Source organism: Micromonospora sp. DT4 (assembly GCF_049841675.1).
In the GTDB taxonomy this organism is placed as follows: domain Bacteria; phylum Actinomycetota; class Actinomycetes; order Mycobacteriales; family Micromonosporaceae; genus Micromonospora.
Map to the genome: position 1 here is coordinate 53703 of NZ_JBNCKT010000005.1, position 17671 is coordinate 71373.

The window sequence follows — 17671 nt, forward strand, 5'->3', positions numbered from 1 at the left end:
TATCGGCTGGAGACAGCCGGTCAGTCCGAGTTGCCGAAGACGAACAACACGGCCTTGGCGAAGCCGTAGTCCAGCACGCCCACGATCGTCAGCATCACCGCGACGAACGTGACCACCACGGCGGTGTACGTCAGCAACTCCTTGCGGGTCGGCCAGATGACCTTACGCAGTTCGGCAACGACCTCGCGGAAAAACCGGGCGATGCGGCCGAACACGCCCACCCGACCGGTTTCCGACCTCGTGGTCGGCCGGCTGTCCGCCGATTCCGCCCGAGCGCGGGCCCGCGTCGCGGTGCCTCCCCGGGAGACCGGCTCGTCCGCGCCAGTGGCGTCGTCGTCGGCTACGTCGTCGACGATCTCGTCGTCGAGACGATCGTCGCCGGCGTCCTCGCCGCGCCGCTTGTTGTCGGCCACTTCGCCCTCCGTCGCGGAATCTCGGGTCGCACGCCGGGCGGCGTACGCGGCGCTGGTCACGCCGGCCGGACCCAACCGTCCCGCGACGGGCCGCGGCCGGTGGTTCGACGGTAGCCCCGAGTGCCTCGGAACCACCCCGCCGATGCCACCACCACGGGCCGGACGCCGCCTTGTCGGCGGCGCGACCCACGGGAACGGTCAGGCCTGAGGCGCAGGGGTGACAGGACTTGAACCTGCAGCCTGCGGTTTTGGAGACCGCTGCTCTGCCAATTGAGCTACACCCCTGTGCGGCAACACTCGCCCCACCCGGTCACAGACGACCGAGCAGGGATCACTTGCCCCACGGCGGACCAGTGTACGGGTAGGCGCCCGACTTTCCCAACCGGTCTCCCCGCCACGCGTGGCGGGGAGGGTTCAGCGTGCCGTGCGGATGGTCGCCCGGGCCTGTGACAACACCTTGTCGCCGAGGCAGGTCGCGGTCACCTCGAGCCGAGTGAGGCCGTCCTCGGTCACCTCGCGGACCCGCGCGGTCACCTCGATCTCGGTCCCCTGGTCGTCGTCGGGGACCACCACCGGCCGAGTGAACCGCACGCCGTACTCGACCACCGCGTCGGGCGCGCCGGCCCACTCGGTGACCGCCCGGCCGACCAGCGCCATGGTGAACATGCCGTGCGCGATGACCCCGGGCAGTCCGACCTTCGTGGCGACCCGGTCGCTCCAGTGGATCGGGTTGAAGTCACCCGAGGCGCCGGCGTAGCGGATCAGGTCCGCTCGGGTCACCCGGAACGTCTTGGTTGACAGTTCCATCTCAAGCCTCCCCACGAATGACGTACCGGGCCCAGACGGCGACAACGGGCTCCCCGGCGACGGTGCTCACGTCCGTACGGGTGGTCAGGAGGCCATGCCCGCCCCGGTTGGTGACCTCCTCGATGGTGTTGGTGCAGACCAGCTCGTCGCCCGCGACCACCGGTCGGGTGTACGCGAAGCGCTGGTCGCCGTGGACGAGGCGGCTGTAGTCCACTCCCAGGTCCGGGTCCTCGATGATCTGGCGCGTCGCGGCCATGGTGACGATCACCGGGAAGGTCGGCGGGGCGACCACGTCCGGGTGGCCCAGGGCCTGCGCCACGGCCGGGTCGTGGTGAGCGGCGTCGGTGGCGCCGATGGCCGTGGCGAACTCACGGATCTTTTCTCGGCCCACCTGGTAGGGGGCGGTCGGCGGATACGTCCGGCCGACGAATGAAGGGTCCAGGGACATGCCGCGAACCTACACGGAAAGCACAACCGCCGATCTGGTCGGCGGGCTGCGGCAATGCCGCGCCGTACCGGTCAGATCGGCGGCTGGAAAGGCTTCGACGGTGGCCGGCGTGTTGCCGGCCAGCGATCAGCGGGTCTCGCGGTGCACCGTGTGCCGGCCGTCGCGCGGGCAGAACTTCTTCATCTCGATGCGGTCGGGGTCGTTCCGGCGGTTCTTGCGCGTGATGTAGTTGCGCTCCTTGCACTCCACACACGCCAAAGTGATCTTCGGCCGGACATCGGTAGCCTTCGCCACGGCGGAGTGCCTTCCTCGCTAACGGAAACAACTACGACGCGTCAGCCTAGACGCTGACTGCGCGGACATGCAAAGTGGGCGCCAGTGGCGCCCACCTCAACGACCACCGGGAAGCCCGGAAGACGAGAGTAGCGGTGGCCGGACTTGAACCGGCGACACAGCGATTATGAGCCGCTTGCTCTACCATCTGAGCTACACCGCCGCGGTGGGTCCAGCTGAACCCTCGAGCCCCCTTACGGAATCGAACCGTAGACCTTCTCCTTACCATGGAGACGCTCTGCCGACTGAGCTAAGGGGGCCTGCGCGATCTCCCCGTGGGGCGCGCAGAAGTAGAATACACGGCACGGCTCGGCAGGTGAAATCGGATCCCCGGCGACCCTGTATGCCCAGCTCAGGGCACCACACGCAGGCGCGGAAGTTCCCCACCGGAGCCGGAGATCGCCTCCGGGTCCACCTGGGCCCCGAACCAGGCGGCCAGCCGCTCGTAGGGCAGCGGTCGGCTGAACAGGAAGCCCTGACCGATCTCGCATCCGATGTCCTGGAGAAGCTCCAGGGTCAGTTCGCTCTCCACGCCCTCGGCGACCACAGCCAGGCCGAACTGCTGGGAGAGCGTCACCACCGCGTTGACGATCGCCAGGTCCCCCGGATCGGTCGCCATGCCCTGCACGAAGGAGCGGTCCACCTTCACCTCGTGCACCGGCAGCCGCCGCAGGTGGGCCAGCGAGGAGTCGCCGGTGCCGAAGTCGTCCACCGACAGCCGGACGCCGAGATCGCGGAGCCGACGCAGCGTCGGGATGGGCCGGTCCGTGCCGTCCAGCACACCCGACTCGGTGATCTCCAGGGTGAGGCGCTGCGCCGGCACCCCGTACTCGGTCAGCAGCTCCTGCACCCGGTCCGGGAAGTGCTGATCGGTGAGCGTGCGGGCGGCGAGGTTGACCGCGATGGGCAGCGGCTGGTTGGCCTCGGCCCAGTCCCGGCTGCGCCGCAGACCCTCGCGGAGCACCACCTCGGTGAGCCGACTCAACTGGCCGGTGTGCGCGGCCACCGCCACGAAGTCCTCGGGAGCGACGGTGCCGTGCGTCGGATGCTCCCACCGGGCCAGACACTCGACACCGACCAGACGCCGGTCCCGCAAGGTCACCTTGGGCTGGAAGTAGACCTCTAGCTCGTTCTGGTTCAACGCCTGACGCAGGTCACCGGCGAGACCCAGCCGGCGCAACGACCGGGATTCCAGGCCCGGGTTGAACAACTGCACACTGCCCGGCACCGATTTGGCGGCGTTCGCCGCCAAATCGACTCGCAGCAGCAGGGTCGCGGCGTCGCTGCCATGATCCGGGTGTACGACGACCCCGACGGCGGTGTTCACGTCGAGGGTGAGCGCGTCGAAGACCATCTCGTCGCGGATCTGGTCGCGCAACTGCTCGGCCAACTCCAATGCCGCGTCGGCGTCCTCCAGACGCAGGGTCACCAGGAACTCGTCTCCGCTGGGCCGGCCGACCAGGGCCGACGACGGCGCGCTGGCGCGCAGCCGGTTGGCGACCTCGACGAGCACCTTGTCGCCGGCGGCGTGGCCGAGGGACTCGTTGACCTGGCGCAACCCGTCCACGTCGAAGAGCAGCAGCGCCACCACTTCGCCGGGTGCGCGGATCTTGACCGACTCCTCCAGTGCCTCGGTGATCCGCCGACGGTTGGGGAGCCGGGTCAACGCGTCGTGGTAGGCGTCGTGCCGCAGACGATCCACCAGGCGGGAATTTTCCAGAGCCACCGCCGCGTGGGCCGCAACCGTCTCGAAGAGCGGAACGTCGTTACGGACGAAGTAGTTGCTGTCGCCGAGCCGGTTCGCCACCTCGAGGGTGCCGATGATCACGTGACCAGACCGCAGGGGAAGCACGATGACGTCCTTGACGCGCTCTGCGGTCAGCTCTCCCCGCAAGTCGCCATCGGTGGTCATGCCCCGTCCAACCGCGACGACGCGGCCCTCGTCCCGGGCCCGTTTCCTCAGGACGGCGGGGGTCTTGGCGAGGTCGAGCAAGCCCGGATCGTCGTTACGCGCCGTCAACAGCACCTCTGGATGCCGGCCCTGCGCCGGCAACCAGAGCGTCGCGTACTCCGCCTGCATGAGCGCGCGGACCCGCCCCAGGAGCGCGTCCGCCAAGGTCCCGTCATGGCCACTCTCGGCCACCGCTCGACTCAGCTCGTACATGTCGGCGAGGGTGCGGTGCTGCCGGAAGAACTGCGCGTACGCCCGGTAGACGATGGCCAACGCCGCGACGAGAGCGGCCAACAGCAGAAGCGACCACCAGGTGACGGCGATCAGGATGAGGACGACCAAACCGCTGGCGATGTTGATGGCGGCGGTGAGCACCGCCGGCGGGCATCTCCGGATGGTCTCCCGGCCCACCTGCCAGCCCTGCAGAAGTGTGTGCACCCCGGCGACCGAGAGAATGCTCACCAGGTTGACCATGCTGGCCGCCACGAAGAGCGTCAGCCACGTGTCGGGACCGACCCCGTGCACAGGTGGCAGTGCCTGCAACACCAGGACCGCCAGTGACGAGCCCGCAGCCGCTCGGGCGACGTTGAACCAGAATTTCGTCGCGCCGAAGCGGTGCCTGAGGTGCGTGATGACGGCCGCGAGGGTGTAAATGCAGACCACGGTGAGTGGCCGGAGCAGGTAGAACGCCAGGACCAGCGGGATCTCGGTAAGGGTTACGCCGATGGACTGACGCCGGACCGAGAAGTTGAGCACCGGGAGCCCCGCGGCCACCATGCCGACCAGCAGGGCACCCGCGAGCGGCCAGGTCCCCACGGGCTCCTGGGCAACCAGACCAACGATGGTGGAGCAGACGACAGCCAGCATCGCCATCGGCCCGGTGATGAACCAGGCGCGTTCGTTGGAGCGGGGACCTGCGCGGCCACTACCCGCCATGCAACGCCCCCTCGCCCGCCCCGCTGGTCACATCATGAAGACTGCGGTGTTCACCGAGCTGCGGGCATATTCCAGATGACGTCCGCCGTGTGCATGTAGCCGTCCATGCCGTCGCCGACGAAAACGCCGGCCGCGATGGCGGTGAGCACCAAGAACGAGCCAAGCAGCCGGCCCAGCATTCGACCAGACATTTTTGCTCCTGTCGGGGAAGTGTCACGGGGATGGTGGAGGTTCCACGATCGTGCCACACGGTCCGTACCCCAGAAAAGCGGTCAGGCCGGGACCGGTCCGAGCGTTGGCTACTTCCCGCCCTTCGGACAACTCCCCGTGCCGTGCCGGGCCAGATCAGAGCCCACTTCACACGCTCAGGCAACCTCACCGGGCGCTTGATACGACCATCAGCGCATTTCACCCGGCTGCGCTGCACCCCACCGACCCGCTACCCGCAGTTACTCCCCGCTACTGATCTCGTCGAGCTGGGGCAGCAAATACATCGACCACCATACCCGCTCATCCCGTGGACACAAGTGGTCTACACCGGACAAGCCGCGCGGTCCGGATAGCGCCGACGGGTTACCGGGCCGCAACCTTGCGACCTTGTTGCCGCCGGGTCCCGCTGCGGCGAGATCCCCCGGTCGGACGCCACGAGGCAGGTGGCGCGAGCCATCGGGCCCGGACGTCCCCGAGCAGTTCGATCGAGCGGCTTGAACTGGGCCAGCCGCTCGCCGGAATCCGTCGAGAGGCCACCCTGCTCTCCGGTCACCACGTACATGCGGCTGAAGCTACGGGTATCGATCACCAGTCGTGTTGCCAGCCAGGTCACTGACCACGATCGCGGGTAAGCCGCAGCAGGCAGCGCGAGTTGATCTCGGCGACACGTATGCGACACCGCCAGCGAGATCGAGCGGGACTCACGAAGGAGGCCCCTGACCGGCTTTCATGCTGGTCAGGGGCCTCCTCGCGCACCTGGTGGCGGGTAGAGGATTCGAACCTCTGAAGCTTTCGCGACGGATTTACAGTCCGCTCCCATTGGCCGCTCGGGCAACCCGCCAGGGCACCCCACCGCGTCGCAACGCGGCGGCGGAAGCAAGGATAGCGGCTCACGCCGGGACCGGTGCAACCGGGTACCGTCAGGGGGTCGTGCCGCTGGTCGGCGGCCGGCTGCACGTCCCAGACCGCCGGACAGCAGGAGCAGAAGCATGCCAGCGAACCCGTCTTTCGACATCGTGAGCAAGGTCGACCGCCAGGAGGTCGACAACGCCCTCCGGCAGGCGGAGAAGGAGCTCGCGACGCGGTTCGACTTCCGCGGCACGGGCGCGGAGATCTCCTGGTCGGGTGAGGAGGCGATCGGCCTTCAGGCGGAGACCGAGGAGCGGGTCCGCGCCGCGCTGGACGTCTTCAAGGAGAAGCTGGTCAAGCGGAACATCTCGTTGAAGTCGCTGGACGCGGGTGAGGCGCGCCCGTCCGGCAAGGTGTTCAAGATCGACTGCAAGGTGATCCAGGGCATCGAGACGGACAAGGCCAAGGCGATCAGCAAGAAGATCCGCGACGAGGGCCCGAAGGGCGTGCAGGCACAGATCCAGGGCGACCAGCTTCGCGTCACCGGCAAGAAGCGGGACGACCTCCAGGCGGTCATCTCCCTGCTCAAGGGTGAGGACTTCGGCGTCGCCCTTCAGTTCACGAACTACCGGTAGCCGCCGGGCCGGCGATCCTCACCTGTCGACGCGGTACCAGTGGGCCGTCTCCCCGGGGATCGGCGTCAGCCGGATGCGGGCGCCGCCCGGGTCGTCGAAGATGCGTACGCCGGCGCCGAGCAGCACCGGCGCGAAGAAGATCAGGATCTCGTCGAGCAGGCCGGCTCGCAGGCACTGCTTGGCGATGTCCGCACCGAGCACGTTGACGTACCTCTCGCCGGCGGCTTCCTTGGCCTGCGCGACGGCCCGGTGCAGGTCGTCGGCGAAGATGACGCCTTCGGGCGGGTCGTCGGATGGGCGGTGGGTAAGCACGATCACCGGCCCGTGGTACCGGCCGCCGAAGGCGCCTTCGCTGTCGGTGCCACGGTTCGGATCGTCGCCGCCGTAGGTGCGGTTGCCGGCGAGGATCGCGCCGACGTTGGCCAGGACGCGGTCCGCCGTCGGGTTGTCGCCGGTGAGGTGTTCGGTCAGCCAGGACATGTCACCGCCGGGACCGGCGATGTAGCCGTCGAGTGACGCGGTCGCCGAGTAGAGCAGCTTGGCCATGGTTCCCCTCTCGTCGACGATCAGTCTGGTGCACAGCACCGACAACCGCTGGAGACGACGGAGGGGGTCAGACCGGGACGGGCTCCTCGGCGCGTACCGCCTGGTTCTCCGCCCGGGCGATGGGCCCGGCGGGCAGCGCGGCGACCGCAGCCCCGACGGCCACCGCCGCCCCGGCGAAGACGAAGGCCCACGGCACGCCGCCGGCATGATCCACGATCAGGCCAGCCACCGCGCCACCGGCGGCGCTCGCCGCCACGGCCACGGTGACCACCCAGGTGTACGCCTCGTTCAGCATGCCCGTCGGGGCGATCCGGCCGACCAGGGTGTTCTCCAGGGTCAGTGCGGGCGCGATGGTGGCCCCACCGACGACCAGGGCCACGCCCAGCGCCAGCGGCGTGGGCATCACCGCGAACACCACGAAGGTGCCGGCCAACGCGGCGAGCAGCAGGGCGAACTGGCGGGTCATGTTCGGCGACGGCCGGCGGACACCGAACCAGAAGCCGCCGATCGCGCTGCCGACCCCCCAGACCGCCAGCAGCAGCCCGGCGAGGCTCTCCGGGTCGTCGGTGGTGGCGTTGCTCGCGTACGCCGGGACGATCACGCCGGCGGCGCCGAACGCGATGCCCAGCCCGGCGACGCAGACCAGCAGGGCCGGAAAGCCGCCGACCCGCAGTGGGCCGAGCCCGCGGGCGTGGTGTTCGCGCGGGTGCGGACGCCAGCCGCGCATCACCCGGCCGAGGGCGACGGCGGTGGTGCCGACCAGGGTGACCACCGCTGCCCCGATCAGCGCGGCGGCCGCGTCGGCGACCAGCACGAAGCCGGCCACGAGCAGCGGGCCGAGCACGAACACGATTTCGAACAGCGAGGTCTCGGCCGCCAGAGCGGTGTTCCGCAGGGCGTACCGGCCGGAGGCGGGGCTGGTCAGCTCGTTCCAGGCGCCGCGGATGGCGGCGGTCAGCGGCGGGTACGTCGCACCGGCGACGCCGGCCGTCAGGTAGATGGCGGCGAGGGCGTCGTCCCCCGAGCGGCTGGCCAGCAGCAGCCCGATGAGCGCGAGCGGGTGGGCCACGGCGGTGACGAGCAACACGGGGCTCGGGCCGACCCGGTCGGCGATCCGACCGGCCACCGGGCTGAGCGCGGCGCCGGCGACGGCGTAGCTGCCGCCGGCGATGGCGGCCAGCGCGTACCGGCCGGTCACCTGCTCGACCACCAGCAGCAGCGCCAGCGGCGTCATGCCGATCCCGAGCCGCCCGATGATGCCGGTGACCAGCAGGATCGGCGCACCGGGAATCCGCCAGACACCCAGGTACTGGCGCAGTGCGGCCACGGGATACACCTCCGCCGGGACAGGTAACGGGTAGAAGCCCTGTCGACCCTAACTCCCGAGGTCAGGCCGTGGATGGTCGATCCGCTCACAGCAGCGCGGTGGGCGGGACTGACCGAGCAGTCACAAAGGGGGTAGGTTGCTGATCGAATTGGGTCCATACGTCGGTACCGCATGACAGGGCAGGAGGTCCGATGACCGGGACTACCGTGACACCGCTGCGAGTCGAGATCTATTCGCTGTACGGGGACGCCAAACCCAGTGAAACCGCTTCGCCCAGCCTGCGCGGCTCCCTGCCGGCCCGGGCCGTCCAACAGTGCCCGCCGGTCGCCGCCGCCTCGGGCTTCGGCTGGTACGTCTACCCGCCGGCCGACTTCGCGCTCCGCTGGGACGGGCAGGACACCGAGTGGACGCTGCTAAAGGAGAACGAGCCGACCCAGTGGCGTTCGCTCGCCGGCGGTTACGACGGGAAGCTGCCGGACGCGGCCGGTCAGTTGCAGGCGGCGCCGGAGCAGTTCCACGGCGACCTGGACATCTTCGACCGGTACGGGGCCAGCATCCCGTTCCTGGATGCCGACCCGCGCGCCGCCAACACCGTCGAGCTGGTCACCGGGGTGGTGGCGCGTACGTCCCCGGGCTGGTGCCTCGTCGCCCGGGGCGTGCCGAACTGGCCGGCCCAGCGCGGTCTCCAGCTCTACGAGGGCGTGGTGGAGACCGACTGGTACACCTCGCTCCTGCCCACCATCCTGCGACTCACCGAGGCGGGCCAGGTGGTGCGCTTCTACCGGAACATTCCCCTCATGTGCCTGCAACCGGTGCACCGGTCGACGCTGGAGGCCTTCCGCAACGCCGAACTGGCCACCGGGGAGGGGCTGGCGGCGTGGCCGCAGGATGTCTGGTCGGACTTCGTGGCGCTGCGTCGACGCCGCCAGGACCCGGAGGTCCGCAGCAGCTACCGCCGGGAACAGTCCCGCCGGGTGCGGGAGAACGCCGCCTATCAGCCGATCGGGGTAGTAGAAGCGGACCAGCCCACCTGATGCCCGACACCGACGAACAGCTCACGCCGTCCCCCGGTTACCGGGCACTGTTCCGACATCCGGTCGCCTCCCGACTGGTCATCGCGCGGGGCATCTCCGAGCTGGGCGACTTCGTGGGCCTGGCCGCTCTGCTGCTGCTCGCGTACGACCAGACGAACTCCGTCCTCGGCCCGGCCGCGGTCTACGCCGCGCGTACGCTGCCGGCCCTTCTGATCGCCACCGTCTTCAGCGGCTGGCTGGACGTGCCGGCCCGCCGCACCCTCCTGGTCTGGCTGTCGGTGGCCGGTGCCGCGCTGATCGCCGTGCCCGTGGCGGTCCCTGCGGCGGTGCCGGCGATCGTGGCGGCCGGCCTGCTCGGTGCGGTACGGGCCGCGTACGCGAGCGTCAACGTGGCTGTCGTCGCCGAGGCGGTGGACGCTCCGCTGCGGCTGCCGCTCTTCGGCCTCAGCGCCTTCGCCAACCAGGCGGGTCAGGTGGTCGGCCTGCTCGCGGGAGCCAGTCTGACCGTGGCGCTCGGCTCCCGGGTGGCGCTCCTGATCGACCTGGCCTCGTTCCTGGTCGCCGCGGTCGTCCTGGCCGGGCTGCCGAAGCGATCCCACCGGGTGCGCGGACCTCGTCCACCGGCGACCGCGGGTGTCCGCATCATCGCCGGTCATCCCGTGCTGCGGGGCGTCGCCCTGCTCACGCTGGCCACGGTGCTGTCCGGTGCGCTGCCGGAGACGCTCGCCCCGGATCTCGCCCGTGGGGCCTGGCGCCCCGCCCTGCTGGCGGCCTCGGCCCTGGGCGGTGCGATCTTCGTCCTGGTGGTGAGCCGGTCCCGCTGGCTGGGTCGGCTGGCCGGTCAGGTGGCCGTCGCCGTCGCGCTGGCCGGCGCGCTGGTGCTGACCGGCGTCCTGGTCGCCGTCGACGCGCCGCTGTGGGCGCTGACGGTGGGCAACGCGTTGATCGGGGCGGGTGGCGGCTGGTTGATCGGTGCACAGGCCACGTTCTCCCGGCTGGCCCCCGCGGAACGGATGGGGCAGGTCGAGGCGACGATCGTCGCGGCCAACATCGTCACCTCGGGAATCGGCATCTTCCTGCTGGGTGGCGTGGCCGCCGCGTTCTCGCCTGCCGCGTCGTACCTGACGGCGGGCGTCGTCCTGCTCGCCGTCGTACTGCTGACCCGACCGGACCGGCTGCCCGCGCCCGAGTGACCGCCCCCGGAAACGACTCCACCCGCGTCCGTGCGCGGACGCGGGTGGAGTACGGGAATCAGCGGGTCAGCGCTGGAACTGCACCGGCCCCGAGTTGGCGGCCATCCGCTCCAGGCGGGCGACCCGGTCCTCCATCTTGGGGTGGGTGGAGAAGAGTGCGGCCACCGCGCCACCGGCGAACGGGTTGGCGATCATCAGGTGCGCGGTGCTGGTGAGCGTGCCCTGAGCCGGCAGTGGGCGTCGCCGGGCCACAGCGTCGATCTTGCGCAGGGCGCTGGCCAGTGCCAGCGGGTCCCGGCTCAGCTCGGCACCCGACTGGTCCGCCTGGAACTCGCGGCTACGGCTGATCGCCAACTGGATCACGGTGGCCGCGATCGGGCCGAGGATCAGGGTCAGCAGCAGCACGGCCGGGTTCGGCGAGTCCTCGTCGTCCCCACCGCCGAGCGGGATGAACCAGGCGATGTTCGCCAGGAACGTGATGATGCCGGCGAGGCCAGCCGCGACGCTGGAGATCAGGATGTCCCGGTTGTAGACGTGGGACAGCTCGTGCCCGATCACGCCGCGAAGCTCCCGGTAGTCCAGGATCTCGGTGATGCCCTGGGTCACGCAGACCGCAGCGTGCTGCGGGTTACGTCCCGTGGCGAACGCGTTGGGCTGCGCGATCGGACTCACGTACAGGCGCGGCATCGGCTGCCGGGCCTCGGTGGCCAGCTCGCGCACCATGCGGTACAGCTCGGGGAACTGTGCCTCACTGACCGGTTGCGCCCGCATCGAGCGCAGCGCGATCTTGTCCGAGTAGAAGTAGGAAATGCCGTTCATGACCAGCGAGATGAGGACGGCGATGACCAGGCCGCCACTGCCACCGAACCCGTAGCCCACCGCGAGGATCAGCGCGGTGAGCAGGCCGAGCAGCGCGGCGGTCTTCAGACGGTTGTGGTGCACGATCTCTCCTTCGGTGCGCGGATCGCCTCGACCCGCTGACCGGTACAACAACCCGATACCCGTCAACCATCCGTCGGAACGCTGAGAGTTGACTGAGACCCGCGTCAGCGGGCGGCGAGATCCAGCACGAGCTGCGGGGCGACGCCGAGCACCACGGCGGCCACCGTGGTCACCGCCAGCACCACCGCCACCACACCCACCAAGGGTACGGCCACCACACCGTCCGCGCCCGGCGAGGGCGTCCCCGTCGACGCCCACAGTCCGGCGGTCACCCGCAGATAGTAGGCGAGCCCGAGCACCGCGTTCAGCGCCACCACCAGCGCCAACCAGGTCGCGCCGCCGTCCAGCAGCGACCGGACCACCGTCACCTTCGCGAACAACCCGGCCAGGCCCGGCGGCAGACCGGCAAGACCCACCAGCGCGAGGCCGAGGGCGGCGCCGCGCCACGGGTGCCGGCGTGCCGCGCCGCGCAGGTCGTCCAGCGTGCCGCCGTCCGCCCCCACCGGGCGCAGTGCGGACACCCCGGCGAACGCCGCCAACTCCAGCACCACGAAGAACACGGCGTACGCGACCGCTGCGGTGTACGCGGCCGACCGCGCCTCGCCCGTCCGCCCGGCGGCCAGCGCCAGCGCACCCAGCGGGGCGAGGATGTAACCGGCCTGCGCGACCGAGGACCAGGCGAGCAGCCGGACGGTACGCCGCTGACGCAGCGCCACCAGGTTGCCGACGGTCATCGTGAGCACCGCCAGCAGGGCGAGCACCGGACCCGTCTGGTCCGCCGGCAGCGCCCGCTGCACCACCGCCAGCAACGCCACCAGGCCGCCCAGCTTCGACGCCGTCGACAGGTACGCGGCCACCGGCAGCGGGGCGCCGTCGTAGGTGGCCGGCGCCCAGGCGTGGAACGGCACCGCCGCCACCTTGAAGGCCAGCCCGAGCAGCAGCAACGCCACGGCGGCGGTGGTCAGCGGCAGGTCGCGCACCTCGGGGCGCTCGGCCAGCACCGCGCCGAGTCGATCGAGGTGCAGCGAACCCGTCACCGCGTACAGCAGCGCCGCGCCGAGCAGCGTCAGCGTCGTGGCCACCACGCTGACCACGAAGAACGTCACCGCCGCCTCGGCGCTGGCCAGGCTGCCCCGGCGCAGGCCCACCAGCACGTACAGCGGCAGGGTCAGCGTCTCCAACGCCACGATCAGGGTGATCAGGTCGCCGGCCGCGCCGAGCACCACGCCGCCGGTCATCGAGCAGGCGAGCAGGAAGGCGTACTCGCCCACCGGCGACCGGCCGGCCCGCAGCGCTGGCACCGACAACCCGAGCACGCCCAGGGTGAGCAGCGCCACCACCGCGCCGACCAGAGCCGCCCGGCCACCGAAGACCCACGAGCAGTCGGCGCCGACGCAGAACGTCCGCCGCTCGCCGCCCGCGCCCACCAGCGCCGAGCAGACGGCGGTGCCGACCGCCCCGAGCGCGGCCACCGCGACCGTGGCGCGGGGCCGCACCAGCACGAGGTCGACGACGAGCACGAGTACGGCGGTGCCGGCGGCCAGGTACGCCGGCAGCAACGCCACGCTGTCCACGCTCTGCACGACGCTCATCGGACCGCCCTCGGCCGCGGTCGCGGCGCTCTTCTCGTGCTCACGGGTGGATCACCTCGATGAGGGCGTCGACGGGGGCCTCGGCGACGCCGAGGACCAGCGCCGGAACCAGGCCGATGGCCAGGGCGAGCAGCACCAGCGGCGTCCACGCGGTCAACTCCGCGCCGGCCAGACCGGAGCCGACCCGACCCACTGCGGGGCTTGGCCGGCCGTGGGTGACCTGGCGCAGCAACCGCAGGAAGTACGCGGCCGTGAGCGCGCCCCCGACCGCCGCCAGCACCCCGAGGGTCAGCCACAGCGGGCCGCCCACTTGGATCGCCGCGACCACCGCGAACGCCTCCCCCCAGAAGCCGGCCAGCCCGGGCAGGCCCAGCGACGCGACGGCCGCGAACGCCAGCAGGCCGGCCAGCCGGGGCGCGGTCTCCCGCAGTCCGGACAGCTCCGCGAGAGTGCCCGTGCCGGTACGGTCCTTCACGGCCCCGGCCAGGAAGAACAGCAGGCCGGTGAGCACGCCGTGCGCCACGTTGCCGATCAGGGCCGCCTGGATACCGGTGGCGGTCAGTGTGGCGACGCCCAGCAGGACGAAGCCCATGTGCCCCACGCTGGAGTACGCGATCAGCCGCTTCACCTCGGCCTGGGCCAGGCAGACCAGCGAGCCGACCAGGATCGCGGCGACCGCCAGCACACCGAGCACCGGCGCGGCCCAGCGGGCACCCTCCGGCGCCACCCCGACCGCCACCCGGATCAGCCCGTACGTGCCCATCTTGAGCAGCACGCCCGCCAGCACCACGCTGCCCACCGTCGGGGCCTGCGTGTGCGCGTCGGGCAGCCACGAGTGCAGCGGCCAGAGTGGACTCTTCACCGCGAACGCGAGCGCGAGAAGCGTGAACGCGGCCAACTGGGTACCCCGGGACAGCCCGGCCCCACCGGTCAGCGCCACCACGTCGGCGGTGCCCGCCGCGGCGACCACGACGTACACGCCGACCAGCAGCAGCACCGAGCCGACGAGCGTGTAGAGCACGAACTTGCGGCCCGCCCGACGCCGGTCGGCGCCGCCCCAGCCGGCGATGATCGCGTACATCGGCAGCAGGACGACCTCGAAGAAGAGGAAGAACAGCACCAGGTCCAGGGCGAGGAACGTGCCGAGGATGCCCACCTCGACGACCAGCAGCAGCGCCACCAGCGCCCGGCCGCTGCCACCGTCGGGCACGCGCCACAGCGAGTACGCGCAGCAGAGCAGCGTGAGCAGCGCGGTCAGCACCACCAGCGGCCAGGAGATGCCGTCGACGCCGAGGTGGAAGCGCAGATCCAGGCCGGGCACCCAGGGCAGGTCCACCTGGTGCCAGGGGCGCACCGCCGGCGTACCGGCCGACCAGGCGAACCATCCCCGCCCACCGGACACCAGTGCCACGGCGGCCAACAGGGTCAGCGCCGCCGCGACCGTGCCGACGATTCGCGCCGCCCGGTCCCTGGGCGTCGCCGCCACCGCGACCGCGCCGAGCGCCGGCACGCCCAGGGCCGCGACCAGCAGAACCTGCCCAAGAGTCATCGGACCGCCTCTGTTCGCGACTGCGGGGCTCGCAAACCCGGCGCACTCCTCGCACTCACTGGACCACCCCCAGCACCGCGGCGGCCAGGCCGATCAGCAATGCGCCGGCCAGCACACCGGCGGCGGCCCGGGGCAGCGCCGCCCGGTGCAGCGCGGCCAGCCCGGCGCCGAGGCCCGTGGCGGCCCGACCGCTGCCCTCCACGGCCCCGTCCACCACCACCTCGTCACCGGTACGTGCCAGGCGGGCCAACGCCCGGACGGGGCGTACGACAAGGGTGTGCTGGACGTCGTCGAGCCGGAACGCGCGGGCGAAGACCGGCCGCAGCGGACCCAGCGCGGCCGCCGGATCGGCGGCCGTGTCCCGACGCCAGCGGGCCCACACCAGCCCCGCGCCCACCAGCAGCAGCGCCAGCGGCAGCAGCAGCCCCGGCCCGACGTGGACCAGGCCGTCCTCCGCGCCCGCGACGGGCACGGTGGCGAACCGCAGCCGGTCGGCGAACGCACCGACGAACCCGGCCAGGCCCAGCAGCGCGGCCGGTACGGCGAGCAGCAGCACCGGCCAGCGCAGCACCGCTGGCGGATCGTGTGGGTGCACCAGCGGCAGTCGGGGCTGACCGAAGAAGGCCCGCAGCAGCAGTCGACCCGCGTACCAGGCAGTGATCGCCACGCCGAGCAGGCCGGCCAGCCACACCAGCCAGCCCACCCACGACGGGACGGGGCCGGTGCCCTCCAGCGCGGCCGACTCGGCGACCGTCAGCACGCCGTCCTTGCTCCAGAAACCGGCCAGCGGCGGCACCCCGGCCAGAGCGCCGAGGCCGATCACCGTGCACCAGAACGTCACCGGCATGCTCCGGCGCAGGCCACCCATCTCCGACATCAGCGTGGTGCCCACCGAGTGGATCACCGCACCGGCGGCGAGGAACAGCAGCGCCTTGAACGCAGCGTGGGTGAGCAGGTGGAACAGCGCTGCCGACGGCGAGCCGACGGCCAGCGCGCCGGTCATGTAGCCCAGTTGGGAGACGGTCGACCAGGCCAGCACCCGCTTGATGTCGTCCTGGGCGGTGGCGGCGAGCGCCCCGAGCAGCAGGGTGATCGCGGCGAGCACCCCGAGCACCGTCAACGTCACCGGCGCGGCGGTGAACAGCGGGTAGAGCCGGGTCACCGCGTACACGCCGGCGGCGACCATCGTCGCGGCGTGGATCAACGCGGAGATCGGCGTCGGGCCGGCCATGGCGTCCGGCAACCAGGTGTGCAGCGGGAACTGGGCGCTCTTACCGGCCACCCCGGCCAGCAGCAGCAGGCCGGCGGCGGTCAGGGTCACGCCGGAGTGGTCGTGCGCGAGCACGTCGGCGATCCGGAAGCTGCCCGTCGAGACGCCGAGCAACGCGATGCCGAGCAGGAAACCCACGTCACCGACCCGCGTCACCAGGAACGCCTTCATCGCGGCGGCCGGCGCGCCCGCGAGCCGGCGGTCGTGGGCGATGAGCAGGTACGAGCAGAGGCCCATCACCTCCCACCCGACCAGCAGCATGAGCAGGTCACCGGCGACCACCACCAGCAGCATCGCCCCGGTGAACAGACTGATCTCGGCGGCGTACGGCGGGTAGCGGTGGTCGACGTCGACGTCGTCGTGGGGACCGCGCCGCAGGTAGCCGATCGAGTAGACCTGCACGGCCAAGGCCACCGCGGCGACCGCGACGGCGACCAGCGCGGCGGCGCCGTCCAGGCGTACGCCGAGGGTCACGGCCAACCCGCCGACGTCCACCCACGTCGTCGACGTCTCCGTCGGACCGTCGACCGTCACCAGCAGGGCCACGGCCAGCGCCAGCGCCCCGGCCGCACCGGCCACGCCGATCGTCACGGCTGCCGTCCGGGCCCGGTCGCCGCCCGATGCGCCGGTCGCGTTGCGCGGGGCCGGCGGCAGCAGCAGACCGAGCAGGCCGGCGGCCAGCGGTCCGGCGGGCAGCGCCGCCCCGAGCAGCCCGGTCACCGGCTCTCCTCCGCGTCCCGGGCGACGGCCCGCGTCGACGTCGCCGGCTCGGTCAACGGCACGTCGTCCACCGCCACGGTCGACCGCAGGCGGTAGAGCTGGAGGACGATCGCCAACCCCACCCCGATCTCCGCGGCGGCGAGCACGATGACGAACAGCGCGAACACCTGACCGGAGTGCGGCAGCACCGCGCGGGCCGTGGTGTCCGCCGTGACGAGAATGAGGTTCACCGCGTTCAACATCAGCTCGACCGACATCAGCACCAGCACGGCGTTGCGTCGCCGCAGCACGCCGTACACGCCGAGGCCGAACAGCAGCGCGGCGGTGACGTACGGGATGACCGGCCTCACCGACGCCCCCCGGAAGCCAATTCCTCTGCCGGCGTGGGCGCGTCGGCGGCCCGCCGACCGATGTCCGGTCGGGACAGCACCACCGCGCCGACCAGCGCGGACAGCAGCAGCACGGAGAGCACCTCGAACGGCAGCACCCAGGACTGGAAGATCTGCTCCCCGAGCCGCTCCGCCGTACCCGCGCCGGGCAGCGCGACGGTGCTCCACCGGTACGCGTCGACCAACAGCACGCTCAGCCCCAGGCCGGCACCGCCACCGATCAGCGCGGCGGGCCAGCCGGGCCGGTCCAGGTCGTCGGACGCCCCGATCGGTGCGCGCGTCAGCATCACCGCGAACAGCAGCAGCACCACCACCGCGCCCACGTAGATCAGCACCTGCACCCAGGCGACCAGCTCGGCGCCGAGCACCAGGTAGTCGCCGGCCAGCGCGCCCAGGCAGACCACCAGGTAGAGCCCGGCCCGGACCAGGTGCTTCGTGGTCACCACCAGCACGCCGGCGCCGAACGCGACCGCGCCCAACGCGAGCAGCAGCAGATCCGCACCGGTCACCGGGCCGCCCCCGCGGAT

The 17671-nt window shown here is 71.5% G+C and carries 17 protein-coding genes and 4 tRNA genes; 3 read left to right on the top strand and 18 right to left on the bottom strand.

The genetic code is table 11. The annotated features are described in order from the left end of the window. Positions 1-20: 20 nt before the first annotated feature. The 10 genes from secE to ACLQ24_RS03480 all read right to left on the bottom strand — a co-directional run bounded on the left by secE (position 21) and on the right by ACLQ24_RS03480 (position 5939). Positions 21-413, bottom strand: coding sequence for a preprotein translocase subunit SecE (gene secE / locus ACLQ24_RS03435; protein WP_357134040.1), 393 nt, complete (start codon positions 411-413; stop codon positions 21-23). A gap of 212 nt (positions 414-625) precedes the next feature. After that, positions 626-698, bottom strand: a tRNA-Trp gene (locus ACLQ24_RS03440). A 129-nt stretch (positions 699-827) separates the two neighbouring features. Further along, positions 828-1220: a MaoC family dehydratase gene (locus tag ACLQ24_RS03445; RefSeq protein ID WP_425888938.1), complete on the bottom strand. Its 393-nt coding sequence runs from the start codon at positions 1218-1220 to the stop codon at positions 828-830. Between the two features lies 1 nt (position 1221). Beyond that, positions 1222-1668, bottom strand: coding sequence for an FAS1-like dehydratase domain-containing protein (locus ACLQ24_RS03450; protein ID WP_425888939.1), 447 nt, complete (start codon positions 1666-1668; stop codon positions 1222-1224). 126 nt (positions 1669-1794) lie between these two features. Further along, positions 1795-1962, bottom strand: coding sequence for a 50S ribosomal protein L33 (gene rpmG / locus ACLQ24_RS03455; RefSeq protein WP_341717669.1), 168 nt, complete (start codon positions 1960-1962; stop codon positions 1795-1797). 129 nt (positions 1963-2091) lie between these two features. Beyond that, positions 2092-2164: transfer RNA gene (locus ACLQ24_RS03460), tRNA-Met, on the bottom strand. 24 nt (positions 2165-2188) lie between these two features. Continuing rightward, a tRNA-Thr gene (locus ACLQ24_RS03465) sits at positions 2189-2261 on the bottom strand. Positions 2262-2353: 92 nt separating this feature from the next. Further along, positions 2354-4888 carry a putative bifunctional diguanylate cyclase/phosphodiesterase gene (locus ACLQ24_RS03470; RefSeq protein WP_425888940.1) on the bottom strand — a complete coding sequence of 845 codons (2535 nt, stop codon included), beginning with the start codon at positions 4886-4888 and terminating at the stop codon, positions 2354-2356. Positions 4889-4938: 50 nt separating this feature from the next. Then, positions 4939-5079, bottom strand: coding sequence for a hypothetical protein (locus ACLQ24_RS03475; protein ID WP_425888941.1), 141 nt, complete (start codon positions 5077-5079; stop codon positions 4939-4941). Between the two features lie 776 nt (positions 5080-5855). Then, a tRNA-Tyr gene (locus ACLQ24_RS03480) sits at positions 5856-5939 on the bottom strand. Between the two features lie 148 nt (positions 5940-6087). Between ACLQ24_RS03480 and ACLQ24_RS03485 the strand changes: the two genes are divergently transcribed. Beyond that, positions 6088-6582, top strand: a complete 495-nt coding sequence (locus ACLQ24_RS03485) for a YajQ family cyclic di-GMP-binding protein (protein ID WP_355053333.1) — start codon at positions 6088-6090, stop codon at positions 6580-6582. Between the two features lie 18 nt (positions 6583-6600). On the opposite strand, the gene ACLQ24_RS03490 is transcribed toward ACLQ24_RS03485, so the two are convergent. Together ACLQ24_RS03490 and ACLQ24_RS03495 are read right to left on the bottom strand one after the other, a co-directional pair. Continuing rightward, positions 6601-7167: a dihydrofolate reductase family protein gene (locus ACLQ24_RS03490; RefSeq protein ID WP_425888942.1), complete on the bottom strand. Its 567-nt coding sequence runs from the start codon at positions 7165-7167 to the stop codon at positions 6601-6603. A 28-nt stretch (positions 7168-7195) separates the two neighbouring features. Further along, positions 7196-8455: an MFS transporter gene (locus tag ACLQ24_RS03495; protein ID WP_425888943.1), complete on the bottom strand. Its 1260-nt coding sequence runs from the start codon at positions 8453-8455 to the stop codon at positions 7196-7198. 191 nt (positions 8456-8646) lie between these two features. On the opposite strand from ACLQ24_RS03495, the gene ACLQ24_RS03500 reads away from it, so the two are divergent. Both ACLQ24_RS03500 and ACLQ24_RS03505 read left to right on the top strand, forming a co-directional pair. Then, positions 8647-9489: a DUF6065 family protein gene (locus ACLQ24_RS03500; protein WP_425888944.1), complete on the top strand. Its 843-nt coding sequence runs from the start codon at positions 8647-8649 to the stop codon at positions 9487-9489. Beyond that, positions 9489-10682, top strand: coding sequence for a hypothetical protein (locus tag ACLQ24_RS03505; protein ID WP_425888945.1), 1194 nt, complete (start codon positions 9489-9491; stop codon positions 10680-10682). Before ACLQ24_RS03500 ends, ACLQ24_RS03505 begins: the two co-directional genes overlap by 1 nt. Positions 10683-10748: 66 nt before the next feature. On the opposite strand, the gene htpX is transcribed toward ACLQ24_RS03505, so the two are convergent. The 6 genes from htpX to ACLQ24_RS03535 form a co-directional block, all read right to left on the bottom strand. After that, entirely contained in the window at positions 10749-11624 is an 876-nt protein-coding gene (gene htpX / locus ACLQ24_RS03510) for a zinc metalloprotease HtpX (protein WP_425888946.1), read from the bottom strand. 104 nt (positions 11625-11728) lie between these two features. Next, positions 11729-13216: an NADH-quinone oxidoreductase subunit N gene (locus ACLQ24_RS03515; protein WP_425888947.1), complete on the bottom strand. Its 1488-nt coding sequence runs from the start codon at positions 13214-13216 to the stop codon at positions 11729-11731. Positions 13217-13256: 40 nt separating this feature from the next. Then, entirely contained in the window at positions 13257-14765 is a 1509-nt protein-coding gene (locus tag ACLQ24_RS03520; protein ID WP_425888948.1) for a complex I subunit 4 family protein, read from the bottom strand. Positions 14766-14820: 55 nt separating this feature from the next. Then, positions 14821-16755 (bottom strand): NADH-quinone oxidoreductase subunit L, encoded by a 1935-nt coding sequence (locus tag ACLQ24_RS03525; RefSeq protein WP_425888949.1) that lies wholly within the window; start codon positions 16753-16755, stop codon positions 14821-14823. Continuing rightward, positions 16752-17105, bottom strand: coding sequence for an NADH-quinone oxidoreductase subunit NuoK (gene nuoK, locus ACLQ24_RS03530; protein ID WP_425888950.1), 354 nt, complete (start codon positions 17103-17105; stop codon positions 16752-16754). Before nuoK ends, ACLQ24_RS03525 begins: the two co-directional genes overlap by 4 nt. Further along, positions 17102-17653, bottom strand: coding sequence for an NADH-quinone oxidoreductase subunit J family protein (locus tag ACLQ24_RS03535; protein WP_425888951.1), 552 nt, complete (start codon positions 17651-17653; stop codon positions 17102-17104). Before ACLQ24_RS03535 ends, nuoK begins: the two co-directional genes overlap by 4 nt. Positions 17654-17671: the final 18 nt, after the last annotated feature.